The organism is Psychrobacillus sp. L3 (genome assembly GCF_042945595.1).
GTDB lineage: Bacteria > Bacillota > Bacilli > Bacillales_A > Planococcaceae > Psychrobacillus.
The window spans coordinates 1,350,825-1,375,750 of the sequence record NZ_CP168493.1 but is presented as its reverse complement, the minus strand read 5'-3'; the positions used below and the strand labels follow the sequence as shown (position 1 = coordinate 1,375,750).

General features: G+C 36.3%; 27 protein-coding genes. All 27 read right to left on the bottom strand.

Annotated elements, in window-relative coordinates:
* Positions 1–3: 3 nt before the first annotated feature.
* A complete protein-coding gene (gene fliH / locus ACEPXD_RS06480) occupies positions 4–783 on the bottom strand; it encodes a flagellar assembly protein FliH (RefSeq protein WP_391121245.1) in 780 nt (259 codons plus the stop codon).
* The gene (gene fliG / locus ACEPXD_RS06475) at positions 767–1,780 is read right to left on the bottom strand and encodes a flagellar motor switch protein FliG (protein WP_391121243.1); all 1,014 of its coding nucleotides are present in this window, start codon (positions 1,778–1,780) and stop codon (positions 767–769) included. The genes fliH and fliG overlap by 17 nt, the downstream gene beginning before the upstream one ends.
* A gap of 13 nt (positions 1,781–1,793) precedes the next feature.
* Positions 1,794–3,383: a flagellar basal-body MS-ring/collar protein FliF gene (gene fliF / locus ACEPXD_RS06470; protein WP_391121240.1), complete on the bottom strand. Its 1,590-nt coding sequence runs from the start codon at positions 3,381–3,383 to the stop codon at positions 1,794–1,796.
* 57 nt (positions 3,384–3,440) lie between these two features.
* On the bottom strand, positions 3,441–3,746 hold the full coding sequence (fliE, locus tag ACEPXD_RS06465; protein ID WP_391121237.1) for a flagellar hook-basal body complex protein FliE: 306 nt from the start codon (positions 3,744–3,746) through the stop codon (positions 3,441–3,443).
* A gap of 24 nt (positions 3,747–3,770) precedes the next feature.
* Entirely contained in the window at positions 3,771–4,223 is a 453-nt protein-coding gene (gene flgC, locus ACEPXD_RS06460; protein ID WP_391121234.1) for a flagellar basal body rod protein FlgC, read from the bottom strand.
* Between the two features lie 2 nt (positions 4,224–4,225).
* Positions 4,226–4,618 (bottom strand): flagellar basal body rod protein FlgB, encoded by a 393-nt coding sequence (gene flgB / locus ACEPXD_RS06455; RefSeq protein ID WP_391121229.1) that lies wholly within the window; start codon positions 4,616–4,618, stop codon positions 4,226–4,228.
* A gap of 113 nt (positions 4,619–4,731) precedes the next feature.
* On the bottom strand, positions 4,732–4,878 hold the full coding sequence (locus ACEPXD_RS06450; RefSeq protein WP_391121226.1) for a hypothetical protein: 147 nt from the start codon (positions 4,876–4,878) through the stop codon (positions 4,732–4,734).
* 43 nt (positions 4,879–4,921) lie between these two features.
* The gene (gene codY / locus ACEPXD_RS06445; protein WP_391121223.1) at positions 4,922–5,701 is read right to left on the bottom strand and encodes a GTP-sensing pleiotropic transcriptional regulator CodY; all 780 of its coding nucleotides are present in this window, start codon (positions 5,699–5,701) and stop codon (positions 4,922–4,924) included.
* Between the two features lie 84 nt (positions 5,702–5,785).
* Entirely contained in the window at positions 5,786–7,180 is a 1,395-nt protein-coding gene (gene hslU, locus ACEPXD_RS06440) for an ATP-dependent protease ATPase subunit HslU (RefSeq protein WP_391121220.1), read from the bottom strand.
* A complete protein-coding gene (gene hslV, locus ACEPXD_RS06435; RefSeq protein WP_391121217.1) occupies positions 7,177–7,731 on the bottom strand; it encodes an ATP-dependent protease subunit HslV in 555 nt (184 codons plus the stop codon). Before hslV ends, hslU begins: the two co-directional genes overlap by 4 nt.
* A 153-nt stretch (positions 7,732–7,884) precedes the next feature.
* Complete coding sequence (gene xerC / locus ACEPXD_RS06430; protein ID WP_391121214.1) at positions 7,885–8,778, bottom strand: tyrosine recombinase XerC; 894 nt, start codon at positions 8,776–8,778, stop codon at positions 7,885–7,887.
* A 72-nt stretch (positions 8,779–8,850) separates the two neighbouring features.
* Complete coding sequence (trmFO, locus tag ACEPXD_RS06425; RefSeq protein WP_391121211.1) at positions 8,851–10,161, bottom strand: FADH(2)-oxidizing methylenetetrahydrofolate--tRNA-(uracil(54)-C(5))-methyltransferase TrmFO; 1,311 nt, start codon at positions 10,159–10,161, stop codon at positions 8,851–8,853.
* A gap of 18 nt (positions 10,162–10,179) precedes the next feature.
* On the bottom strand, positions 10,180–12,255 hold the full coding sequence (gene topA / locus ACEPXD_RS06420; protein WP_391121208.1) for a type I DNA topoisomerase: 2,076 nt from the start codon (positions 12,253–12,255) through the stop codon (positions 10,180–10,182).
* 103 nt (positions 12,256–12,358) lie between these two features.
* A complete protein-coding gene (gene dprA / locus ACEPXD_RS06415) occupies positions 12,359–13,264 on the bottom strand; it encodes a DNA-processing protein DprA (RefSeq protein WP_391121205.1) in 906 nt (301 codons plus the stop codon).
* Between the two features lie 63 nt (positions 13,265–13,327).
* Positions 13,328–14,230, bottom strand: a complete 903-nt coding sequence (sucD, locus tag ACEPXD_RS06410; RefSeq protein ID WP_151699459.1) for a succinate--CoA ligase subunit alpha — start codon at positions 14,228–14,230, stop codon at positions 13,328–13,330.
* Positions 14,231–14,248: 18 nt separating this feature from the next.
* Positions 14,249–15,409, bottom strand: a complete 1,161-nt coding sequence (gene sucC, locus ACEPXD_RS06405) for an ADP-forming succinate--CoA ligase subunit beta (protein WP_151699458.1) — start codon at positions 15,407–15,409, stop codon at positions 14,249–14,251.
* A gap of 129 nt (positions 15,410–15,538) precedes the next feature.
* Positions 15,539–15,835 carry an EscU/YscU/HrcU family type III secretion system export apparatus switch protein gene (locus ACEPXD_RS06400; protein WP_391121201.1) on the bottom strand — a complete coding sequence of 99 codons (297 nt, stop codon included), beginning with the start codon at positions 15,833–15,835 and terminating at the stop codon, positions 15,539–15,541.
* The gene (locus ACEPXD_RS06395) at positions 15,832–17,688 is read right to left on the bottom strand and encodes a hypothetical protein (RefSeq protein WP_391121198.1); all 1,857 of its coding nucleotides are present in this window, start codon (positions 17,686–17,688) and stop codon (positions 15,832–15,834) included. Before ACEPXD_RS06395 ends, ACEPXD_RS06400 begins: the two co-directional genes overlap by 4 nt.
* A gap of 797 nt (positions 17,689–18,485) precedes the next feature.
* Complete coding sequence (locus tag ACEPXD_RS06390) at positions 18,486–19,259, bottom strand: ribonuclease HII (protein ID WP_391121195.1); 774 nt, start codon at positions 19,257–19,259, stop codon at positions 18,486–18,488.
* A 107-nt stretch (positions 19,260–19,366) separates the two neighbouring features.
* On the bottom strand, positions 19,367–20,215 hold the full coding sequence (gene ylqF, locus ACEPXD_RS06385; protein WP_391121192.1) for a ribosome biogenesis GTPase YlqF: 849 nt from the start codon (positions 20,213–20,215) through the stop codon (positions 19,367–19,369).
* An 84-nt stretch (positions 20,216–20,299) separates the two neighbouring features.
* Positions 20,300–20,863 (bottom strand): signal peptidase I, encoded by a 564-nt coding sequence (gene lepB / locus ACEPXD_RS06380; RefSeq protein WP_391121189.1) that lies wholly within the window; start codon positions 20,861–20,863, stop codon positions 20,300–20,302.
* A 299-nt stretch (positions 20,864–21,162) separates the two neighbouring features.
* Positions 21,163–21,507, bottom strand: coding sequence for a 50S ribosomal protein L19 (gene rplS / locus ACEPXD_RS06375; protein ID WP_151699453.1), 345 nt, complete (start codon positions 21,505–21,507; stop codon positions 21,163–21,165).
* 133 nt (positions 21,508–21,640) lie between these two features.
* Positions 21,641–22,378 carry a tRNA (guanosine(37)-N1)-methyltransferase TrmD gene (trmD, locus tag ACEPXD_RS06370; protein WP_391123059.1) on the bottom strand — a complete coding sequence of 246 codons (738 nt, stop codon included), beginning with the start codon at positions 22,376–22,378 and terminating at the stop codon, positions 21,641–21,643.
* The gene (gene rimM / locus ACEPXD_RS06365; protein WP_391121186.1) at positions 22,378–22,893 is read right to left on the bottom strand and encodes a ribosome maturation factor RimM; all 516 of its coding nucleotides are present in this window, start codon (positions 22,891–22,893) and stop codon (positions 22,378–22,380) included. Before rimM ends, trmD begins: the two co-directional genes overlap by 1 nt.
* A gap of 53 nt (positions 22,894–22,946) precedes the next feature.
* Positions 22,947–23,180: a KH domain-containing protein gene (locus ACEPXD_RS06360; RefSeq protein ID WP_151699451.1), complete on the bottom strand. Its 234-nt coding sequence runs from the start codon at positions 23,178–23,180 to the stop codon at positions 22,947–22,949.
* Positions 23,181–23,194: 14 nt separating this feature from the next.
* Positions 23,195–23,467, bottom strand: a complete 273-nt coding sequence (rpsP, locus tag ACEPXD_RS06355) for a 30S ribosomal protein S16 (protein WP_391121183.1) — start codon at positions 23,465–23,467, stop codon at positions 23,195–23,197.
* Between the two features lie 103 nt (positions 23,468–23,570).
* Positions 23,571–24,926, bottom strand: coding sequence for a signal recognition particle protein (gene ffh, locus ACEPXD_RS06350; protein ID WP_391121179.1), 1,356 nt, complete (start codon positions 24,924–24,926; stop codon positions 23,571–23,573).

Below are 24,926 nucleotides of genomic sequence, written 5' to 3'. Positions count from 1 at the left end.
CATTCACTCCATACTATCTAGAAAATCAACTAACTTTAGTCGTAATTCATGTAGTTGTTCATCGATACTTACTACAATTCTTCCATGGTTTGTTTCTATAAAACAATCAGTTGCGTCCATATCTTCATCTACAAAAATCATAAATGGGACATCTACCGGGAAAATGGAAGCAAGTTCTTCTCGATTACTTGATACTAACGAAAAGTACGCAGGAGAAACATAAAGCTTAATCTCTTTCATTTCTCTTGCTTCTTTTAAACCTCTTTTCACTATCGATAAAAAGAGGTCCTCGTCTTCTTCAAGTTTCATGCCAATAATCCGCTCCGCTGTCCGAACAGCAAGTTCTAAAATAACTTGTTCTTGCTGTTGTAAATAACTTGATGCATTTTCATGTGCTATTTGTATGGTTTCATTCGCAGTAGTTAATGCTTGCATCGTATCTTCCTGCGCCTTGCTTCTTCCTTCTTCATGACCTTGGCTGAAGCCTTCATCGTACGCTGCATGCTGAAAAGCTACTTTTTGTTCTTCCCACGTTCTTAACTGAGTTTCAATATATTGCTTGTTTTGTTCAATCTCATTTTCAAGTTCTGCTTTTTTTGTAAGAATAGTTTGTTCCGCTTCTCGGATCATTTGGTCTCGTTCTTGCAGAACTACATCAAGCGTTAAAGGCTTTTCTACATCTATTTCATCAATTAATTGAAGATTTTTTATTTGTATAGATTTAGCTTTTCCACTATCTCCATGCATTTGAACATTTCGGAAAATTTTAGACAATAATGTCATCTCCTCCGCCACGAGCGATAATTATTTCTCCCGCGTCTTCCAATCTTCTAATGACAGAAACAATGCGAGTCTGCGCATCTTCTACATCACGTAATCTAACTGGCCCCATAAATTCCATTTCTTCTTTAAACGAGTCGGCCATTCGCGTTGACATATTACGGAATATAACATCTTTCACTTCTTCACTTGATACTTTCATCGACAATAATAAGTCTTCATTTTCACAATCACGAATAACTCGTTGAATCGAACGATTATCAAGTGTAACAATATCCTCAAACACAAACATTCTTTTCTTAATTTCTTCGGCAAGTTCGGGATCTTGAATTTCTAAAGCATCCAAAATTGTTTTTTCAGTTGTACGGTCTACTCCATTTAACACTTCAACAACTGCATCTACTCCACCAGTTTCCGTATAATCTTGTGTAACAGTAGAAGACAATTTACGCTCTAACACAGATTCAATTTCACTAATTACTTCCGGAGAAGTAGAATCCATTGTTGCAATGCGTTTAGCAATATCCGCTTGAACTTCTTGAGGCAATGAAGAGAGAATAATCCCTGCTTGTTGTGCTTCTAGATAAGATAAGATCAACGCAATGGTTTGCGGATGTTCATTTTGAATAAAATTAAATAATTGTGTCGGTTCCGCTCGTCTTGCAAAGTCAAATGGACGTACTTGGAGCGAAGAAGTCAAGCGATTTATAATAGCTTGCGCATGATCTACTCCTAATGCTTTTTCTAAAACCGTTTTGGCGTAGCCAATACCACCTTGAGAAATATAATCTTGTGCCAATGCGATATTATGAAACTCTTCAATAATATCTTCTTTTATCTCTGGTTCTACTTTTTTAACGCCTGAAATTTCTAATGTTAAACGCTCGATTTCGTCTTCATTTAAATGTTTATAAATAGAAGCAGACACTTCAGGTCCAAGAGAAATTAATAAGAGCGCGGCTTTTTGCTTACCACTAAGTTCTTTTTCCTTTTTTGTCATAGCCGACCCTCCATTAATCCTCTGCTATCCAAGTACGTAACAATTTAGCGAAATCTTCTGGCTTATCTTTTGCCATTTTTTCAAGTTGTTTCCGTCTTAACGTAGCTTCCGTTTCTTTTTCATCATTAATATCATCAATTTTCAGTTCTTCTCGCTGTTCTTCTAGAATCTCTAGTTCTTCCTCTTCGTTTCGTCGAGATCGAATAATAAAGATTACTAATAGAATAACTGCAACTAATAGAATTCCACCAATTACGTAAGCCCACCATGGAATTACAGGACTTGTTGCCGTAACGATGTTACCTTTACCGTTAAACGGTTGTACAGAGACAACAATTTTCTCTTTCAATTGTTGATCGGTTAAATTTCCTGCTTCTCCTTTATCAATCGAAGTACGAATAATAGTTGCAAGAATTTGTTCAATATCCCCTTGCACCCCATTCGGCATCGATGTAATATCTTTTGGATTTGGAGGTTCTACCATTACTTGGATTCCAATATCTCTAATTTTATAAGGACTTTCTACGATTTCTTTTCGAATTCGATTGACATCACTATTTAGAGTATCTTCTTTCCTTTCATAGTCACCATTTGCATTTGATCCTGCTACATAGTTTGTAAAGTTATCAGTTGCATCTTGCGCTTGCGGCGTTCCACCCGCAACTGGATTTGTTCCTGTAAATGTTTCGGAAATATGTTGTGCACTAATTTGAATACCAGACATATTTTCTACGTCTACTGGTTCAACTAAGTTTTCTTCTCGGTTCTCTTGTTTGAAATCGATATCGGTTGTAACAGAAACGACTACCTTATCTTGTCCCATTAATGTACTCAACATCGTTTGTACCTGTCTTTGCAGGTCCCGTTCGATTGATTTCTTAATGGACATTTGATCCCCAGCATTCGCTCCTGTTGTATGGGAATTTGCCGTTTGAAGATCAAAGTATTCAAAATATTGATTTGTAATGACTATATCTTCTGTCGATAAATTTGGAACCGATTTCGATACTAAGTTATATAAAGACTGAATCTGCGTATCAGTGAATTGATAACCTGGTTCTGTATTTAAGACAATAGATGCACTAGCTTTCCCATTGCTTTGAGATAGAAAGACGCTCTCTTGTGGCAATGAAATCATTACTTTTGCATCTTTAACTCCTTTTATACCTTTAATCAAATTAGCAAGTTCTGTTTGAGTAGAGGCTAATTTCAACACATTAAACTCATTATCAGTCATACCGAAACCAGCATTTTTAGAGAAAAAACTATAATCAATCATCCCAGATTGTGGGTAACCTTCTGCAGCAAGTTGAACCAATAACGAATCGACTTGATCAGATGGAACTAAAATAGATGTTCCACCAGGAGCTATTTTATTTTGGACACCTTGGGCATCTAATGTTTCTTTAATACGGCCTACTTCAGAAGGAGCGACTTCGGAGTACAAAGGCACAAAATCAGTTTTTGTCGAAAAGTAAGTTATGAATGCAGCTATTAGTATAACAGCAACTGCACTACCGATTATGGTTCCTTTTTGCGCTTTTGTCCGGCTAGTCCAAAAAGCAGAGATATCACTAGTGACTTTCTTTATACGTTCATTCATTTGTATCCTCCGGCTATGGTGAATATTTTTACTCGATATTTAGAAATAACCGAGGATTTATACAGGCATACGCATTATTTCTTGATATGCTTCTACAACTTTGTTTCTAATTTCTAATGTAGTATTTAAAGTAATACTTGCTTTTTGCGAAGCAATCATGATGTCATGCAATTCTACATCTTCCCCTCGGACTAACTTATCCGTTAAGACATCGGAAGCTTTTTGATCTTGATTGACGGATTCAATTGCACTTTTAAGAAAATCGCCAAAGTTGTGTTGAGCTTCTGACACACTTGTTTTCGGAGTAGATGCCGCCGGATTAATTTGGGCTGGATTAAATAACGAAATAGATTCTATTGCCATAACTTGCTTGACCTTCTTTCATTTCTATTTACCAATCTCTAGAGCTTTAGTAAGCATTGCTTTATTGGCATTAAATACGGTTACATTTGCTTCATAAGAACGAGTTGCAGAGATTAAATCTACCATTTCTCTCAATGGGTCTACATTTGGCATTTCTACATAACCATCTGCGTTCGCATCCATATGTGTTGGATCATAAACTAACTTTAGCGGGGTTTCCAAATCTTCTTTGATGCTTCCTACTTTGACGCCGTTGCCAACTCTTTGATTACCTTTAGCTACATTTAAAAAATTGGAGAATTGTCCTTCAAGGGGTTGAAATGTAACGGTTTTTCTTCTATACGCTTGCCATTCACCATTCACTAACTTAGACCTAGTAGTATCTACATTTGCCATATTAGAAGAGATGACATCCATCCGAAGACGTTGAGCAGTTAGAGCGGAAGCAGTAGTATTCATTCCGTGAAAAATCGACAAATTTAGCGACCTCCTTTAATGACAGATTGTAAAGTATTTAACTTGCCACTCATCCGGTCTACCAGTGCATTATAATAGATTTGGTTTGTTGCCAGATTCGCTTGCTCTTTATCCATGTCTACTCCATTACCATTCTGGCTATATTGAAAATCAGCATAATTATAAACACCTGGTGAACTTGTGTGCATTTGAAAGTTAAAATGTTTTTCATTCGTGCGATATGCGGAAATTGTCGATTGTTTTGCGTCAGATAAAAAATCCTTAAAATTCACACTCTTCGCTTTATAGTTTGGCGTGTCGACATTTGCAATATTTTGCGCTATTGCTTTATGTTTCATTGCAGAAAATCCTAAACCACTTTCTAAATTTGAAATTGTTCCTCCAAAAATACCCATTCATTACACCTCTTTTATTCTTAAAGGTAAAAATTTAATAATATTCTACGAAAATCACAATAATCTAATTGTAATGAAGTTGTAACATATTGTCTATTCTCTTTTTTTTTATTTTATAGGTCATTTTTCCTTTTTTTTCGATCTTTTTCTATTTTTAATGTCGTAAAGTAATAATCTATAATGCATACATACCAATTAGAAGGAATTTTCATAAAAAATAGTTTTATTTCTCTCCTAAAAAAGCCACACTCTATAAGCATAAAAAAACCTCCTCTACAAAAGTAGAAGAGGTTTTATTGTTGCTTATTTCAATTTTAATTGAGCTAGTTCTCCAAGGAATTTATCGTTAAGTACTTTAATGTACGTTCCTTTCATACCTAATGATCTAGATTCAATTACTCCAGCACTTTCAAGCTTACGTAAGGCATTTACAATAACAGAACGAGTAATACCTACGCGGTCAGCAATTTTGGAAGCTACTAGTAATCCTTCATTTCCATCTAATTCTTCAAAAATATGCTCAATTGCTTCTAACTCACTATAAGATAAAGAATTAATCGCCATTTGAACGACAGCTTTACTTCTTGCTTCGCCTTCAATTTCTTCTGATTTTTCACGTAAGATTTCCATCCCAACAACAGTAGCACCATATTCTCCAAGAATTAAATCATCATCATGGAATTCTTGTTTTAAACGTCCAAGGATTAAAGTACCTAAACGTTCTCCACCACCGATAATCGGTACAATAGTTGTTAACCCATCTTTAAATAATTCGCGATTTTCTACAGGAAATACTGTATGTTGGTTGTATACATCTAAATTTGAAGAAGTTTCGTTAACACTAAATAAGTTTTTTGTATAATCTTCTGGGAATTGACGTTCTTCCATCATTTTAATCATACGTTCATTTTCAATTTGTTGATGTACTTCATGCCCAAGCAGCTTACCTTTACGACTTAAGATGAAGGCGTTACATTCAATCACTTCGCTTAATGTTGCTGCCATTTCTTTAAAGTTCACAGGTTTACCTGCTGATGCTTGGAGCATCGAGTTAATCTTTCTTGTTTTATTTAATAAATTCATTGTTGTATCCTCCATTTAATTTACGTATTTATTTTTAATATTCTAAAGGTTTTTAATTGTTTTTGGAATAGTAAAAACTTATTATTACAAAATAAATTGCGATAAATCTTTATTCTTCACAATATTGTCAAGTTTTTGGTCAATATATCCAGGAGTTATTTGAATATGAGCCGGAGAAATGTCAGAAGCTTCAAACGAAAGTTCTTCTAAGATTTTTTCGAGTATCGTATGAAGTCGTCGAGCTCCTATATTATCCGTTTCTTGATTCACCTCATATGCTATTTCCCCAATTCTTTCAATAGCTTCATCTGTAAACGAAATGGTTACACCTTCTGTTTGAAGTAATGCTTCATATTGTTTTGTTAAAGAATGTTGAGGTTCTTTTAAAATTCGAACAAAATCTTCTTTTGTCAGTTTTTCTAATTCTACACGAATTGGAAATCTACCTTGAAGCTCCGGGATTAAATCAGAGGGTTTGGACATATGGAAGGCACCCGCTGCAATAAACAGGATATAATCCGTTTTTACCGCACCGTATTTCGTATTCACCGTTGACCCTTCGACAATTGGTAAAATATCTCGTTGAACACCTTCTCGTGAAACATCCGCAGAAGCACTACTACCATTTTTGTTTGCTATTTTATCCATTTCATCAATAAATATTATCCCAGACTGTTCGGTTTTTTCTATCGCAATTTGAGATAACTCATCATTATCAATTAGTTTGCTCGCTTCTTCTTGCAATAATACTTTACGAGCATCTTTTACTTTCATTTTTCTTTTCTTCTTTTTCTTTGGAACTAAACTAGAAAGGGCATCTTGCATATTCATCCCCATACTCTCCATCCCGCCGCCTTGAAGGGCGTCAAAGATAGATGGAGCTTGTTCTGTAACTTCTACCGTAACAATTTCATCTTCTAATTTTCCATCTCTTAAATCTTCTGCAATTTGTGATCTTTTTATACGAACTTCTGTATCATCAATTTCTTGGGGTTCATCATCTGATTTCCCTCCAAATAATGCTTCAAACGGATTTTGGTTTGCATTCTTTTTCTTTAAAGAAGGAACAAGAAGCTTCACAATCGCATCATTCGCTAATCGCATTGCCTGATCCTTCACTTCTTCCATCTTCTCTTCCTTCACAATTCGAATAGCTGCTTCCACTAAATCTCTTACCATTGATTCAACGTCTCTACCGACATAACCTACTTCTGTAAATTTAGTCGCCTCTACTTTTACAAAAGGAGCTTTTGTAAGCTTTGCAATTCTTCTCGCTATTTCTGTTTTCCCAACCCCTGTCGGACCAATCATTAAGATGTTTTTAGGGATAACTTCATTCTTCATATCTTCATCTAGTAATTGCCTTCTATATCTATTCCGTAGTGCTACTGCTACCGCTTTTTTTGCAGCATCTTGCCCAACGATATATTTATTTAAGTGCTCCGTAATTTGTTTTGGGGTTAAGTTATTTTCTTTCATTCACCTAATACCTCCACGATTATTTGATGATTTGTAAATACGCAAATATCAGCAGCAGTTGTTAAAGCGGCTTTTGCTATTTCTTCCGCAGTCATTTTTTCCCCCGCATATTGCTTTAATGCTCTTCCTGCTGCTAATGCATAGTTTCCACCAGAGCCAATAGCAAGTATACCATCATCTGGCTCAATTACTTCACCAGTTCCAGAAACGAGTAATAAATTATTATTGTCCATTACTAAAAGCATTGCTTCCAGTTGGCGTAACATTTTATCCCCTCTCCATTGCTTCGCTAATTCAACGGATGCTCGCTGAAGATTTCCATTATACTCCAATAGTTTACCTTCGAACATTTCAAATAAAGTAAAAGCATCTGCAACAGAACCTGCAAACCCCGCTATTACTTTGCCATTAAATAATCTTCTAACTTTTTTCGCAGTATGCTTCATAACAACTTGATTACCTAAAGTGACCTGTCCGTCCCCTGCCATTGCATGACTTCCTTTATGACTTACCGCAAAAATTGTCGTTGCATGTATTCCAGCTCCAGCCAAATTTCATTACCTCCAATATATCAAATTCGCCTTGGCGTATTTGAGCCCAGTTTTTGAATCGACCTCGCTCGATGAGCTCCTTTACAAAAACTGTGGCATCCGCCGGAGGCATAACCTTATTCAGAAAGTGTTTACTTGCACTGATGAATAAGGTTATGCCCTAGGATGAGCGTTCATATACGTTTTTCTTAAATGTTCCTTTGTAACATGTGTATAAATTTGAGTAGACGTTAAATGGGTATGCCCTAACAATTCTTGCACACTTCTTAAATCTGCACCATTATTTAATAAATGCGTGGCAAATGTATGTCGAAGCATATGAGGATATATAGTCGTGTGCATAGACGCTTTCTTTATCATTTCGTTCAGAATATGACGAACGCCACTTGAGGTTAAATGATGACCTCTGCTATTCACAAAAAGAAAAGAGTGGGAGGTAGACTTCATCAACTTAGATCTGCTTTTTTCTACATATGCTTCTACTGCTAATAGTGCATAATCGCCAACGGGAACATAACGCTCTTTTCTTCCTTTTCCCATCACACGGACAATCCCATAACTCTTATCTATATGACTCATTTCAATCGAAATAAGTTCACTTACCCGAATGCCAGTTGCATATAGTAATTCGAGTAATGCCATATTTCTCAAGGAAAGTAGATCTGTCCCTTTGTTTCCTTCGAACAGTTTTTCCATTTCTTCCTCATAAAAGAAATGAGGTAATTTCTCTTCTTTTTTCGGATGATATAACGATTGAAAGGCTTCATCTCTTATATTGTATTCCTTGTGCAAAAACTTGTAAAAAGAACGAACGGATGAAATCTTTCTTGAAATGGAGGTTCTCGCTAGTTTTTTTTCATAAAGAGTTGTAACAAATAATCTCGCGTGAACATATTCTACCTCATTTAAATGATTTACACCTTCTCTTTCTAGAAAAAGTAAAAACTGTTCAATATCTTTCTCATACTCATGGACTGTAAGATTTGAGTAATTTTTCTCTAATTGAATATAATCAATAAATGAATGTAATTCAATTAATCCAATCATTCGATCAACTCCAATTCTCTTTCCATAGTAAAAGCCTCTAAAAGTATATCAAGTTTTAGAGGCTTAAAGCAATTAAATCGATTCACTTTTCACAAAATTTCGAATTGTTGTTAATGCGCGATTTGCTAATTGCTCGGTTCTCACTTTTTTATCTCTCACTTTTGGTTGAAGCTCTGGGAATAGGCCAAAGTTAATATTCATTGGTTGGAAATTTTTCGGATCAGCTTCTGTAATGTATCTAGCCATACTACCTAGAGCTGTTTCGCTCGGGAATACGATTAATTCTTCCCCTTTTGCAAATCTAGCCGCATTAATGCCTGCAAGTAAACCACTCCCCGCAGACTCCACATATCCTTCCACACCAGTCATCTGACCTGCAAAGAAAATTTGTTGGTTTGCTTTTAGTTGGTAAGTTGGTTGTAGTACAGTAGGTGAGTTAATAAACGTATTACGGTGCATAACACCATATCGAACAATCTCTACGTTTTCTAAACCTGGTATTAGTTGCAATACTTCTTTTTGTGGTCCCCATTTTAAATGCGTTTGAAATCCAACAATATTATATAGTGTACCAGCAGCATCGTCTTGTCTTAGTTGAACAACTGCATATGGTCGCTTCCCTGTTTTTGGATCTTCGAGACCAACTGGCTTCATCGGTCCAAATAATAATGTTTTTCGACCTCTTCCAGCCATTACTTCTACTGGCATACATCCTTCAAAGTAGATTTCTTTTTCAAATTCTTTTAATGGGACAACCTCCGCTGCTATAAGAGCGTCGTAAAAACGATTAAATTCCTCTTCTGTCATTGGACAGTTTAAATAAGCCGCTTCCCCTTTATCGTAACGCGATTTCAAGTAAACTTTTTCCATGTCAATACTGTCTTTTTCCACAATTGGAGCTGCGGCATCGTAAAAGTATAAATAAGTTTGACCTGTTATATCTTTCACCTTTTCCGCTAAAGCAGAAGAAGTTAATGGTCCTGTTGCAATGACAGTAATACCTTCTGGAATCTCCGTTACTTCTTTGTTTACAATTTCAATTAAAGGATGATTACGTATCGTATCCGTAACTCTTCCAGCAAAATCGTGCCTATCAACAGCTAGTGCACCACCAGCGGGCACACTACTGTTGTCTGCAGCATGAATAATAAGAGAATCCAATATACGCATTTCTTCTTTTATAACTCCAACAGCGTTTGTCAAATTATTTGCACGTAGCGAATTAGAACAAACTAGTTCTGCAAATTTATCTGTATGATGAGCTGGCGTTTGTTTAACAGGTCGCATTTCAAAAAGACGAACCTTTATACCCCGCTTCGCAATTTGCCAAGCAGCCTCGCTTCCTGCAAGTCCAGCACCAATCACATTTACTATTTCAGTCATGTTAAATCCTTCTTTCTATTAACTCTGCGGATCTTCTTTGTAATCACAAGAAACACATTGAATTTGTATGCCTTTTTTCAATTTCTTTTCTACTAACATATCATTACATTTTGGACATGGTCTATTTATCGGCTTATCCCATGATACAAAATCACATGTCGGATATCGGTCACAACCATAAAAAATTCGTTTCGTTTTACTTTTACGTTCTACAATTTGTCCTTCTCCACAAGATGGGCACGGTACACCAATCTCTTTTACAATTGCTTTCGTATTCCGACAATCCGGGAAATTACTACAAGCCATAAATTTGCCAAATCGTCCTAATTTATACACCATTGGAGAGCCGCATTTTTCACAATCTTCTCCTGTTGGTTCATCTTTTATGACGATTTTCTCCATTTCAGCATCTGCATGCTCCACATGTTTCGCAAAGTCTTGATAAAACCCATCAATTACCTGAACCCATTTAACTTGTCCTTCTTCTACACTATCTAAGTCTTTTTCCATTTGTGCCGTAAACTCGATATTCAATACGTTAGGAAAAAATTCTAAAACTAGTTTATGAACAATTGTTCCTAACTCTGTAGGTACAAAACGTTTTGTTTCTAAAGCAACATAGCCCCTTTTTTGAATGGTATCCAGGGTTGGAGCATATGTAGAAGGCCTACCAATACCCAGTTCTTCAAGCGTTTTTACTAATCTTGCTTCTGAATATCTTGGTGGCGGCTGTGTAAAATGTTGTTTAGGTTCGATAGCTAAAGAATTCACTATATCTCCGACCTCTAACACAGGTAGTAATTTGTCTTTATCGTCGGTTTGATCGTCAGAACCTTCTACATACACTTTCATGAATCCCGGAAATTTCACTTGCGAACCGTTTGCACGGAACACCGCATCTCCATTTTTCATATCTACCGCAACAGTATCTAGTATTGCCGATGCCATTTGACTCGCGATGAATCGCTCCCAAATCAATTTGTATAAACGGAGCTGATCTTTAGATAGAATTGCTTTTACTTGATCTGGAGTTCTTAAAACACTTGTTGGTCTAACCGCTTCATGTGCATCTTGTGCTTTTTTAGATTGTTTTTCAGCATTTCTTGATGTAATGTATTCGCTGCCATATTCGTTATGAATAAATGCATGAGCTTCCGCTTTTGCGGTATCCGAAATTCTCGTAGAATCCGTTCTCATATAAGTTATGAGACCAACAGTTCCTTCTTTTTTCCCTAAGTCGATTCCTTCGTATAATTGTTGAGCGAGCATCATTGTTTTTCTAGCTCTAAAGTTTAGCTTTCTCGCTGCCTCTTGTTGAAGAGAAGAAGTTGTGAAGGATGCGGCAGGGTTTCTTTTTCTTTCTTTTTTTACCGCATTGGTCACTTCAAACTTTTTACCTTTCATACCTTTTAATACTTCTTTAACCTCTTCTTCGTTTGTAAGTTTTACTTTTTCTTTTTCAGAACCGTAGTATAGTGCATCAAAGGACTTTTTGCCTTTTTCAAATTGCCCTTCAATTGTCCAATATTCTTCCGGTATAAAATTGGATATTTCATTTTCGCGATCAATAATTAAACGTAAAGCTACGGATTGAACTCGACCTGCTGAAAGACCTTTCTTTACCTTTTTCCATAAAATAGGACTTATATTATATCCAACAAGTCGGTCTAATATTCTTCTAGCTTGCTGAGCATCTACTAAATCCATATCAATTGGCCTTGGGTGTTTAAAAGATTCTAATATTGCATCTTTTGTAATTTCGTTAAAAACAACACGACAATCCGATTCGATGTCTACGTTTAATGCTTGAGCCAAATGCCATGCAATTGCTTCCCCTTCTCTGTCAGGGTCAGCTGCGAGATAGATTTTCTTCACTTTTTTAGCAGCTTTTTTTAAATCTTGTAATACAGGTCCTTTTCCTCGGATCGTAATATATTTTGGTTCATAGTCATTTTCTACGTCTACACCCATTTTACTTCTAGGTAAATCGATTACATGACCAATGGATGCCTTTACTTTATATTTTTTTCCTAAATACCGTTCAATTGTCTTTGCCTTTGCTGGCGATTCCACTATTACTAAATAATCCGACATAAATGTGCCTCCTTATAGAAGGTAACTCGCTTTAAGCTTCAAAACAAATACCTGTTGCAAAATGTATAACAGATTCCTTACAAATGCAAGGCTTTTCATTTATTTAATTGTTTATTTGTTCATTATCACATAATTCTTCAAGAATTTGATATCCGTTCCAAATAGGCTTTGCTCCTTCTAAAATAAGCAAATGTGGTCCGGCAGATAGTGGTGAATCTATTGCACCTGGAATTGCAAATATTTCTTTCCCATTTTCCAAAGCATGTTCCATTGTAGAAACTGTACCACTCTTTTCTTTTGCTTCTGTAATAACAATTCCTTGTGATAAACCACTAATTATCCGATTTCTCATTGGAAAGTTCCACTTTTTGGGTGTTATATATGGCGGATATTCTGTCACTAATAAATGATTTTTCGACATTTTTTCTGCTAATCCTTCATTTACTCTTGGATAAGTATGGAATAACCCCGTTCCTAATACAGCAATTGTTTTCCCTCCGAGTTGGATGGTGATTTCATGCGCCATCGTATCCGCTCCTTTTGCAAGACCACTTACGACAACAAAATTTTGTTCTATCAACGGGGGTAATATCATTTTTATACTATTTTCAGAATACTCCGTAGCATCTCTGGACCCGATTATCGCTATTTTTTTAGGCATATTTAATAGACTAATATTACCTTTCACATATAGGACAGCTGGTGGATCATAGAGATTTTTTAAACTTAAAGGATAGTTGGGATTGGTATATATTATTGGGGTTATACGATGTTTTTCATAGATTTGTAGAAATGGGGTTTCTACAAACTTTTGATACATTTCTTTCAGTTGTATTGCACGTTTTTGTGAAATCTTTAGAATCTCTGAAAGTTTATTTGTTTGCATTTTCGCTAACTCGAATAAGGTGGGATCAAATTCAATAAGCGTTTCGATTTTGTTTAAAGGTACTGGAAATACATAGTGCAAGGCTAGAAATCGGTTAATCCATCGTTCATCTGTATAATTCATTACTTCCCTCCTATTTTATAAAAAAAGGTACGGCATCACCTATTGATGAGCCGTACCTTTATATTAATGTGTTTTACAAGCGTCGTAAAGACCTGCTTCTTTAATTGCTTCAATTAAAGTTTCACCGATTACAGATGGTGTAGCAGCAACTTTCATTCCTGCTTCTTTCATTGCTTTAATTTTACCTTCAGCAGTACCTTGACCACCTGAGATAATTGCACCAGCGTGACCCATACGTTTTCCTTCTGGAGCTGTTTGACCACCGATGAATCCAATTACAGGTTTTGTCATATTAGCTTTGATCCATGCCGCTGCTTCTTCTTCAGCAGTACCACCAATTTCACCAATCATAACAACTGCGTATGTTTCTTCATCTGCATTGAATGCAGTTAAAGCATCGATAAAGTTAGTTCCATTTACTGGATCTCCACCAATACCTACAGCAGTTGTTTGACCAATACCAGCTTGCGTTAACTGATGAACAGCTTCATAAGTCAATGTACCAGAACGGGATACAACACCTACATGACCTTTTGTATGAATATATCCTGGCATAATACCAATTTTACATTCATCTGCCGTAATAACACCTGGGCAGTTTGGTCCAACTAAACGAGTTTTCTTACCTTCCATGTAACGTTTCACGTTAACCATGTCTAGTACTGGGATATGTTCTGTTATACAGATTGTCATATCTAGTTCAGCATCTACCGCTTCCATAATTGCATCAGCAGCAAAAGGAGCTGGTACATAGATGACAGAAACGTTTGCGCCAGTTGCTTTTACAGCGTCTTCTACTGTATTAAAAACTGGTACGCCTTCAACTTCAGTACCACCTTTACCAGGTGTAACCCCAGCAACGATCTTAGTACCATATTCAAGCATTTGTTTTGTATGGAAAAGAGCAGTTGAGCCCGTAATTCCTTGAACGATTACTTTCGTATCTTTATTAATATATACGCCCATTTTATGTCCCTGCCTTTCTTATCCTACAAGATTAACGATTTTTTGAGCACCGTCTGCCATAGAGTCAGCAGCAATAATATTTAAGCCAGATTCATTTAATAATTTTTTACCTAAGTCAACATTCGTACCTTCTAAACGTACTACTAACGGCACAGCAAGACCAACTTCTTTCGCAGCAATAATAACACCCTCTGCGATTACGTCACATTTCATGATACCACCAAAGATATTAACGAAAATACCTTTTACGTTTACATCTGAAAGAATGATTTTGAATGCTTCTGTTACTTTTTCAGCTGTAGCACCGCCCCCAACGTCAAGGAAGTTTGCGGGTGAACCGCCGTAATAGCTAATCGTATCCATTGTTGCCATAGCTAGTCCTGCTCCATTAACCATACAACCGATATTTCCATCTAAAGAAATATAGCTTAAGTCATATTTAGAAGCTTCGATTTCTTTTGCATCTTCTTCATCATAATCACGCATTTCAAGAATATCAGCATGACGATATAAAGCATTTGCATCGAAGTTGAATTTTGCATCAAGTGCTAATACGTTGTCATCGTTCGTTACTACTAACGGATTAATTTCAACAATAGAAGCATCTTTTTCTTTATAAACTTGATATAAACCAAGCATGAACTTAGCTGCTTTGTTTACAAGTTTAGCTGGTATATTCATTTTAAAAGCCATACGACGAGCTTGGAAGCCTGTTAAGCCTACAACTGGATCGATTTCTTCGTAGAATAATTTCTCAGGATTATTTGCTGCTACTTCTTCGATATCCATACCGCCCTCTTCAGAGCCCATTAAAGTTACACGGGAAGTTGCACGGTCTAATACTAAACCTACATAATATTCCTTCTTGATATCGCTACCTTCTTCGATCAGTAAACGTTTAATTTCTTTACCTTCAGGACCTGTTTGGTGTGTAACTAACACTTTTCCTAATAGTTCCTTCGCGTATTCACGTACTTCATCTAAATTTTTAGCGATTTTTACCCCACCAGCTTTACCACGACCACCTGCGTGAATTTGTGCTTTAACAACAATAACGCTTGAGCCTAACTCTTTCGCTGCTTTAACTGCCTCTTCAGGTGAGAAAGCTACAATCCCGTTAGAAACTGCTACGCCATATTGTCTGAGGAGTTGTTTACCTTGATATTCATGGATATTCATTTTACATCCTCCAATCAAACTTATGTCCAGTAATTTACTACCTATCTCATTGTAATAAACCACGCACATCTTGTCTACAAAAGTACAGTATTTCTATTAAACTGCGAATATTCGGATATTTTGTCGAATTTAAGAGAACAAATTTGTGTTTTTACTTTTTTCTTTATCTAATTTATAAATGAATGAAAACACTTCAGCTACCGCTTGATACAACTCTTCCGGAATAGATTGATTTATATCTAATTGTCCTAGAAGTTCTACTAAACTTGGATCCTCTTGAATCGGCACATTATGCTCTTTTGCCTTGAGTAAAATATTTTCCGCTATCTTCCCTTTTCCTTTCGCTACAACGGTTGGCGCTTGTATAATGCCTGGTTTATAACTTAAAGCAACCGCTTCTTTCCGTGCGTGTTTTTCTTCTGTCATATTCGTATGTCTACTCCCTGTGATTCTTTTGAAAGTAATTTTGGGTTTAATTGCGAAGAAAGTTTGTGATCGTCAAAGGTCTTCATAATAACACCAGATAGCTTATACCCCACTGTTAAAAGTCCTTCTTTAAGTGAATCTTTCAGCGTATTTGCTATCGGTTGTAAGCTGGCATCATTATTGTATAGGGAAATTGTGACAACTCGGTTTTGAACTTGCATGTCCACTACCGTTTCTTCTAAAGCGTCCAATTGTAAATAAAACATAATTCTTGCAAAATCCGAGTCTATTTTTCCATCCTCTTTCATTCGTCCATTCCATTCAAGTGTTGCATCCATTTTCTTCCCTAGAAATTCTAATGGAACTTGCATTAACAACTGATGCTGCGGCCCATTTTCATTTGATAATATTTGTAAGCCATTCATGCGGTTTAATAATTGGGTTGCATGTTCTTTTAATGGTGTAGAGATTGCTTGATTTTGCAAAAGTTCTACTAATTGTGGTTTTAATTGGCTCGCAATTTCTCTAATATCTTCGCTACTCTTTCCAAGTTTGGCTTCATAGCCGAATCCAAGAGAATTTAAGACTACTTTTAAGGCATGTTCAAATGCTTTTCCATCCAATTGGCTAAGTGCTGCTTGTTCGAACTGTTGAAAAGAAGAGGAAAATATTTCTTTTGGACTATTTTTGTTTATAGCCAATGCTTGCTGTAGCGTTTGTTCAATTATCTCCTTGCTAGCACCCTTACCGAGCATTGATAATAAATGATCCTTCGCTGTTAAACCATTAGTATCAGTTGCAAACATTGCCGATTGGCTCTGTTTTGCAAATACTTCTACAAGTTTATTATTTAATGTTGAAATTTGTAATGGTTGCCCAGTATCCTTCAATATAGATATGATTTGCTCCTTTTGTCCTTCTGTCAATAAAGGTTGTGAACTTACCCAATTTCTAATTTGATCAATCATCGCCTTTTTTTCGCTAGAAGGAGATTGTATAAATTGAGTTATCAAATCACCCGCTGAATTCGGCATGGACGACTGTAATGTTAACGGCATATTATTAGCCAATGAAGCATTAGGTGGTAAAATACCCGCATCTTTTAGTCCTTGTAAAATAGGTAATTTCGTACTTAAGCTAGTTTGCGAGTTAAGTAACGTTTCAATTTGTTTTCCTAAAAATGCTCCCGCCACTGGACCCCCAAAAGGCTCCGCTAATTTTTGTAAACTTTGTAGTAAATTATTTTTCGTGTTTGTATTACCTGTTGGATCTTGTTCTAATGCAAATTTAAATTCTTGAATAAGCGATTGTAAACCTTCTTTAGACTTTCCACTTATAACAGTGTCAAACATTTGTTGTGTCAGCGGCAGCTTAATTTCCGTCATTTTTTGAATTACTTCTAGTGCTTGTTTTATTGTTACATTTGGAGGTAAATTCTTTACTAGTTGTTCTGCTTGAACTAATAATTCTTTCGAAATAGGCAATTGTTCCTTTAAAAAAAATTGAACGACCGCTTGCATTTCAGGTGTTTTTGTTAAATTCATTGCCTGCATAAGTTGTTGAGCTTGTTGGGGAAGGCTAGTTCCTTGCACAAGCGGTCCAGTAACTACTTTTAATTGGAGTTCCGGCTCTGAGTTAGTTACTTGAAAAAAGTGTGCATCTCCTGCTTTTAATGGCGTTTCTAATTTCGCAATTACTTTTTGATTACCAATTTGAACTTCTGCCGTTTGGTTTGGGTAAAGTTTTTTAATCGTCCCATGAATTATTTGTCCTTCTTTCATCGGCACTTGAATATTGGAAGAAGTTGGTTGCATTGATTGTGATTGTATAGACGAAAAAGATGTAGAAGACATTATTTCACCTCATTTTTTTATATTATCCCTGTTATATTTGGTGGACATTGAAAAAGTTTAGTTCTACATGATTGCTTCCGCACTGTCGTAATCATGTAGTATTCTTGAAAGTCGTACTGTTTATATAGTGCGCATTAGTTACCGCTAGGATTTCCGCTGGAGTCGCCGCCCTTTCACTACAATCCACAATATTTGCTAGCTAATCAGCGTCACTACGCTTAATTCAATCTTATGATGTATTTTCTAAAAAAAAAATCCGATAAATGATTGGTCGAGACCATATATGCTGTGAACATGACGAACTGGTCTAACAGATACTTTATTTCGGATTACGATTGATACGTTGCTCATTTAAAGATATATGTTCCTAACTATTTCCATCATGAAAAATGCAATATCAGAAATCCGCGTCTTTGATCAAATAAGCCATCTTCTGGATTCGCACATTTGAAAAACTGCATAACAGTAGGATTTAGCAAGGCGGTGCTGATAATCCTCTAACTCGGTTCAGGTTAGATGCTTATTAGTCGATAAGTTCAGTTGATTGGAACGCAAGGCGGCGACTCCTGCGGGAATAAGCGGGACAGGTGAGACCCCGCAGTAGAGCGCCAGCGACCGAGGAGGCTCACCGCCCGCCCCGCGGAAAGCGCCGCCTGGAGCGGAAATCATTGCTGTTCCCGTATAGTGCTTTTAAGACGCACTATACAAATATTGTGCATAATATGTCATTTAACAATAGGTTCACATCTTAATGGTGACCAAGAAATTTTACCTACTTTAATTCTTTAGGAAAGCTTCTAGATTTCACTTTTTAATAAAGTCTTAATCGGTTCGAATGTTTTCCTATGATGGATAGTAGGACCGTACTGATAGATCATCTCTACATGTTGTTTCGTACCATACCCGGCGTGCTTGTTAAATAAATACTGCGGATATTCTTCATGCAATTGATCCATATAATCATCACGTGCGGTTTTCGCTAATATAGATGCGGCTGCAATTGCCAAACTTTTAGCATCGCCTTTTATAATAGAGTGCGTTTCTATCCCAATCGGAAGTTTCATCGCATCTACCAAAACTACTGATGGACGTTCTTTTAAATTTAAGACCGCTTCTGTCATAGACTGTTTTGTTGCTTCGTATATATTAAGTTCATCTATTTTTTCTACAGATTGAAAATGAATAAAATAGCAGATTGCATTATTTTTTATTTTAATGGCTAGTTCTTTCCGCTTCTTTTTTGATATCTGTTTGGAGTCATTTAAACCGATAAGTTCATCTGTATTGTCATTTAAGATGACTGCCGCTGTAACTACTGGTCCAGCAAGTGGACCGCGTCCTGCTTCATCTACACCAGCCACTAAGTCTGTCTTGTGTCGGCAAAAGCTTGCATCAAACAAACACTTTTCTTCATGTGCAAGTATTTCTTTTTCAAGTTGAGATTGCTTGTTCTTCCAAGTATTTAATAACTTGATTGCACCAATTCTACTATCCGTCTCCAATTCATTCATCCACGACTGCCAAGTAATCGTACTTTCTAACTTTTCTTTTATTTCTTTCAAGCTTAGCATTTCGTTCACATCAACTTTCTATGTCTTAATATATGTATCGGTATATTTATGGAAAAATCGAGAAAACCCTTTTCACCAAATGGCAAAAAGGGTAAATTATTTTTGTTTTATTCAGTTACATTATCAAAAGTTAAGCGACCTAAATGAAGATTTCGAATATCTCGTACGATTAGTTCGGCTACTTGATCGTAGTCAATCTCTCCACCACCAGCAAAACATCTTCTTAACTTTCCAATATGATCGAAAGTTTCAACTAAATCCTCACTAACTTCTGTTAATTGATATCTTTCTTCCATACGCCTTGGATAATGTTCTTGCAAAAATCGAAGTCCGTACACTGCTAAATCTTCCATATTGATCAGCGCATCTTTTATAGCTCCGGTTAATGCAAGTTTATAGCCAACTTGTTGGTCTTCGAATTTAGGCCAAAGAATACCAGGAGTATCCAGTAATTCAATTTCCCTTTCGACTTTTATCCATTGCTGTCTTTTAGTAAGACCAGGTGTATTACCAGTTTTTGCAATGTTCTTTTTAGCAAATCGATTAATCAGTGTGGATTTTCCAACATTCGGAATACCAACAATCATTGCTCGAATTGCTCGAGGTTTTATACCTCTTTCTTTCATCCGATCCCATTTGGGCTTTAAAAGCTCTTTAGCGGCTTTAAAGACAGCCTGTAGACCTTTTCCTTCTAAAGAGTTTATCGCCACTGTAGGGAGCCCTTTTGAATCAAAATAGGCTATCCATTTCTTTGTTTCCATTTCATCAGCCATATCCATCTTATTTAATATAAGTAATCTTGTTTTTTGATGTACGACTTGATCAATCATCGGATTTCTAGAAGATAACGGCAAACGTGCATCCACTAATTCAAAAATGATATCCACCAGTTTTAAATTCTCTGTAACTTCTCTTCTTGCTTTGGCCATATGACCCGGAAACCATTGTATGGTCATTTAATATCTCCTCCTTTAAAGGATGAGAAAGTATTTACTCTTCTACTTTCTAACTTTCAATTATTCCAATAATTTTCGTTTTTACTATTTCACAAAGCCAATTTCATCAAATGGCCAGAAGACGAGATTTGTATTTCCAATTATCTCATCAATTGCAACCAAACCAATAAGTCGACTATCTTTACTGTATCTTCGGTTATCTCCCATGACAAAAATATAACCTTCTGGAATTTTATCCACTTGGGCAGCAGTCTCTTCTAACGTGAAGTCATCTGTTAAAGACCCCTCCGTAATTTCACTTTTGTACTGATCTAAATATGGTTCCGGAATTGCTTTTCCGTTAATGTATAGCTGATCATTTTTATATTCAACATGATCTCCAGGAAGCCCAATTACACGTTTAATATAATTTTTTTGCTCTGGGGCATGAAATACAACTATATCAAAACGATGTGGTTCACCAACCATATAACCAATTTTATTGACAACCATTCGGTCACCATTTTTTAATGTCGGCATCATTGATTCACCGTCTACTACTATTGGTGTAAATAAAAAGAAACGAATAATCGCGGCGATACCAAAAGCAATTAATAGTGCTTTGGACCATTCCCATAACTCGTTCTTTTCTTTCTTCACTCGCTCCATCAACTTGCCCCCTTTATATGCTCTCTTTATTGTACAAGGAAAATCTATTTCAAGCAAAAAGAAAAGAAAAAATTTTATTTTTAGTAATGATTTCCGGACGATTTTGTGAAACATCTATGTAATAGAGACTTTTTATAGGGATAGCAACCATTTCTCCATGTGATGGAGGAAATCAGCGTAACGAAAGTCATTCAACTAAATCATCTTGAAACACCGGATTTTAATATCGTTACTCTTTAATAAAAAAATGTTGTAGCAAAAGTGGCTTCACTTTTGCTACAACATTTACTTTTTTACTATTAGCGACGTTCTTTAATACGAGCCGCTTTACCGCGTAGATCGCGTAAGTAGAACAATTTAGCACGACGAACTTTACCACGACGAATTACTTCTAAAAGTGCAATTTTTGGCGTGTGAACTGGGAAAATACGTTCAACCCCAACACCCGATGAAATTTTACGAACTGTGAAAGTTTCGCTTATTCCACCACCACGACGTTGAATAACAATACCTTCGTACATTTGAATACGTTCACGAGTTCCCTCTACGATCTTAACGTGTACACGAACTGTGTCACCTGGACGGAAAGTAGGAAGATCTGAGCGTAATTGTTCTTTTGTGATTTCTGAAATAATGTTTTGCATCATTTTCTCTCCTTGTATAGAATGTTCTTACACCCATTATTCGTTGCAGCGGAACACCCAAAATGCGCACTTCACATAGAAGCACATAATAGAATATAACATAACAGGTCTCTTGGTGCAATAATTTAATAGTTTATTTATGATACGATTTTAACACGCGAAGGACTTGTTTATCTCTTTCAGTCAATACAGCTGTTTCTAATAACTCGGGTCTTCTTTCTACTGTTCTTTTCAGAGACTGTTCTCTTCTCCATTTTTCAATCTCCGCATGATTTCCCGATAATAATACATCAGGTACTTTGTGTCCTCGATACTCTACTGGACGAGTGTAATGCGGATGCTCGAGAAGACCAGTTGAAAAGGAATCTTTTTCATGTGACTCCGCATTTCCTAAAACATTCGGCAATAGCCTCACGACACTGTCTACAATCGTCATTGCGGCTAACTCTCCTCCTGTAAGCACAAAATCTCCCAAAGAAATTTCATCCGTTATCAGATGCTCGCGAATACGTTCATCATAACCTTCATAATGCCCGCAAATGAATATTAGCTCTTCCTCTTGAGAAAGTTCTTCCGCTTTTTGTTGGGAAAAGCGTTCTCCTTGAGGACAAAGTAATATGATGCGTCGCTTTTGCTCAGTATTTGAAGTAAGAGAATCAACTGCATTAAAGAGCGGTTCCGGCTTTAATACCATGCCCGCCCCTCCACCGTAAGGATAATCATCTACTTGGTGATGCTTGTTTCCAGAAAAGTCTCGGAAATTCACTACATTTAGAACGACTTCATTCTTTTCCTGTGCTTTTTTCAAAATGGATGTATTAAAAACACCTGCAAACATTTCTGGAAAAAGCGAAAGAATATGAATGTTCATCATGATAATAAACCGTCTAAAACTTCAATAACGATCTTTTTATTATCAATATCCACCGTTTTTACTACATCCTCAATATAAGGAATATAATGCGTCTTCCCTTTTGCTGGTTGAACAGTCCACACATCATTGGCACCTGTTTGAATAATTTCAGTGATTTTACCTATTGTTTCACCTTCAATTGATTCAACTGTACATCCAATAATTTCATGAAAGTAGTATTCATTATCTTCTAAGTCAGAAAGATACTTTTCAGATACTTTTAATAGCGCATTTTTTAAAAGTTCAACATCCTTTAACAATGTATAGCCTTCAAAAGTTAACAAATTAAAGTTTTTATGTTTTCGATGACTAGCTACTTTCACGATAATTGGTTTAGAGCCATCTGCTTTATAAAGCCCAAGTTCACTTCCTACTTCATAACGTTCATCAGGAAAGTCTGTTGTAGATATAACACGAACTTCTCCCCAAATACCATGTGTATTTACGATTTTACCGACGTTAAACCATTCCACAAAAATACCTCCTATCAAAAAAGGAAGAACAAATTGTTCTCCCTCTTTGTACATTAATCTAAAATGTCGACATATGTTTTTTTCTTCTGGTGACTGCCTGCTGCTGAGTAAACAATAGTACGAATCGCTTTCGCTACTCGCCCTTGTTTGCCAATTACTTTCCCCATATCTTCAGGATGAACAGATAGCTTGTAAACTATACGGTTTACGCTTTCTTCTTTTTCAATCTGAACCTTATCTGGATAATCAACTAATGGTTTTACGATTGCTTCGATCAGCTGCTTCACATTGTCCCCTCCGATTATTTGCCGAGTTTTGCGTTATGGAATTTTTCCATAATTCCTTGTTCTGAGAACAAGTTACGTACTGTATCAGATGGTTTCGCACCATCTTGAAGCCATTTTAACGCTAATTCTTGGTTAATTTTAACTTCAGCTGGTTTAGTAAGTGGATTATAAGTACCTACTGTTACAATTTGACGACCATCACGTGGAGCGCGAGAGTCTGCTACTACAATACGATAGAAAGGAGATTTATTTGCTCCCATACGTTTTAAACGAATTTTAACTGCCATTTTTATTGCACCTCCGAATAGTTTCACACAAGATAGTATATTATCAAGCTTTTATTTGTTTGTAAAGTGTTTTTTCTTAACACCCTATTTTTTTATGGAAAAATTATTTAAAAAGCGAGTCTAAACCCGGCATTTTCATCTTTTTCTTTCCTTTTGACTGCATGTTTGTCATTTGTTTCATCATTTTTTTCATATCTTCAAATTGTTTTAATAATCTGTTGATATCTTGGATGGTCGTTCCGGATCCTTTTGCAATCCGTTTTTTTCTTGGTCCATTAATAATTTCAGGTGTTGTTTTCTCTTGCGTTGTCATGGAATATATAATCGCTTCTACGCGATCCATTTGTTTTTCATCGACTTTCGCATTTTCCAAACCTTTAATTTTACCTGCTCCTGGAAGCATTTTTAAAATTTCGTCCAATGGTCCCATTTTTTTCACTTGACTAATTTGTTCTAAAAAGTCATCAAATGTAAAAGACTGCGTACGGAATTTTTCTTCTAGTTCCTTCGCTTTCTCTTCATCAACATTCGCTTGTGCTTTCTCTATAAGCGACATCATATCTCCCATACCTAAAATACGAGAAGCCATTCGTTCTGGATGGAAGGGTTCTAAAGCATCCATCTTTTCTCCCATACCAACAAACTTAATAGGCTTTTGCGTAACTGAACGGATTGATAGAGCTGCCCCACCTCGAGTATCTCCATCAAGCTTTGTTAATACAACGCCTGTAATGCCAATTGTTTCATTAAAATTATTCGCTACATTGACCGCATCTTGCCCTGTCATTGCATCCACGACTAAAAATACTTCATCTGGTTCTTTGATCGCACGAATATCTTTTAACTCCTGCATAAGTATTTCGTCAATATGAAGACGTCCAGCGGTATCAATGATGACAACATCATTATACTCTTCTTTTGCATGCTCTATCGCTTGTTTTACAATTTCTACAGGTGAAATATCAGTTCCTAAAGAAAATACAGGTAAAGACAATTGCTTACCTAACGTTTCAAGCTGTTGCACTGCTGCTGGACGATAAATATCTGCTGCTACAAGAAGTGGCTTTTTGTTATATTTTTTTCGTAGTAAACTCGCTAATTTACCTGTGGTAGTCGTTTTACCTGCACCTTGTAACCCGACCATCATAATAACAGTTGGTGGTCTTGTTGAAAAAGAGATTTGACTTTGCTCTCCACCCATCAACTTCGTCAGCTCATCTTTTACTATTTTAATGACTTGTTGTCCAGGTGTTAAACTCTTCATCACGTCTTGCCCAACGGCACGTTCTGAAACATTTTTGACGAACTCTTTTACTACTTTCAAGTTTACGTCTGCTTCTAAAAGTGCATACCGAACGTCTCTCATCATTTCTTTTACGTCGGCCTCAGAAATTTTTCCTTTTCCTTTAATTTTCTGAAGCGTCCCTTGGAGTCGTTCAGCTAATCCTTCAAATGCCAT

Bases quoted from the DNA above. Each gene is read 5' to 3' on its own strand.
- dprA (WP_391121205.1), bottom strand. From the start codon at position 13,264: ATGAATTATACAGATGAACGATGGATTAACCGATTTCTAGCCTTGCAC.
- trmFO (WP_391121211.1), bottom strand. From the start codon at position 10,161: ATGACTGAAATAGTAAATGTGATTGGTGCTGGACTTGCAGGAAGCGAG.
- topA (WP_391121208.1), bottom strand. From the start codon at position 12,255: ATGTCGGATTATTTAGTAATAGTGGAATCGCCAGCAAAGGCAAAGACA.
- xerC (WP_391121214.1), bottom strand. From the start codon at position 8,778: ATGATTGGATTAATTGAATTACATTCATTTATTGATTATATTCAATTA.
- rpsP (WP_391121183.1), bottom strand. From the start codon at position 23,467: ATGGCAGTTAAAATTCGTTTAAAACGTATGGGAGCAAATAAATCTCCT.
- ACEPXD_RS06450 (WP_391121226.1), bottom strand. From the start codon at position 4,878: ATGCTTATAGAGTGTGGCTTTTTTAGGAGAGAAATAAAACTATTTTTT.
- flgB (WP_391121229.1), bottom strand. From the start codon at position 4,618: ATGGGTATTTTTGGAGGAACAATTTCAAATTTAGAAAGTGGTTTAGGA.
- ylqF (WP_391121192.1), bottom strand. From the start codon at position 20,215: ATGACCATACAATGGTTTCCGGGTCATATGGCCAAAGCAAGAAGAGAA.
- ffh (WP_391121179.1), bottom strand. From the start codon at position 24,926: ATGGCATTTGAAGGATTAGCTGAACGACTCCAAGGGACGCTTCAGAAA.
- ACEPXD_RS06395 (WP_391121198.1), bottom strand. From the start codon at position 17,688: ATGTCTTCTACATCTTTTTCGTCTATACAATCACAATCAATGCAACCA.
- fliE (WP_391121237.1), bottom strand. From the start codon at position 3,746: ATGGCAATAGAATCTATTTCGTTATTTAATCCAGCCCAAATTAATCCG.
- ACEPXD_RS06390 (WP_391121195.1), bottom strand. From the start codon at position 19,259: ATGCTAAGCTTGAAAGAAATAAAAGAAAAGTTAGAAAGTACGATTACT.
- fliH (WP_391121245.1), bottom strand. From the start codon at position 783: ATGACATTATTGTCTAAAATTTTCCGAAATGTTCAAATGCATGGAGAT.
- fliG (WP_391121243.1), bottom strand. From the start codon at position 1,780: ATGACAAAAAAGGAAAAAGAACTTAGTGGTAAGCAAAAAGCCGCGCTC.
- sucD (WP_151699459.1), bottom strand. From the start codon at position 14,230: ATGGGCGTATATATTAATAAAGATACGAAAGTAATCGTTCAAGGAATT.
- sucC (WP_151699458.1), bottom strand. From the start codon at position 15,409: ATGAATATCCATGAATATCAAGGTAAACAACTCCTCAGACAATATGGC.
- hslU (WP_391121220.1), bottom strand. From the start codon at position 7,180: ATGAAAGAAAATAACTTAACCCCAAAACAAATTACGGAGCACTTAAAT.
- fliF (WP_391121240.1), bottom strand. From the start codon at position 3,383: ATGAATGAACGTATAAAGAAAGTCACTAGTGATATCTCTGCTTTTTGG.
- trmD (WP_391123059.1), bottom strand. From the start codon at position 22,378: ATGAACATTCATATTCTTTCGCTTTTTCCAGAAATGTTTGCAGGTGTT.
- codY (WP_391121223.1), bottom strand. From the start codon at position 5,701: ATGAATTTATTAAATAAAACAAGAAAGATTAACTCGATGCTCCAAGCA.
- rplS (WP_151699453.1), bottom strand. From the start codon at position 21,507: ATGCAAAACATTATTTCAGAAATCACAAAAGAACAATTACGCTCAGAT.
- ACEPXD_RS06400 (WP_391121201.1), bottom strand. From the start codon at position 15,835: ATGACAGAAGAAAAACACGCACGGAAAGAAGCGGTTGCTTTAAGTTAT.
- lepB (WP_391121189.1), bottom strand. From the start codon at position 20,863: ATGGAGCGAGTGAAGAAAGAAAAGAACGAGTTATGGGAATGGTCCAAA.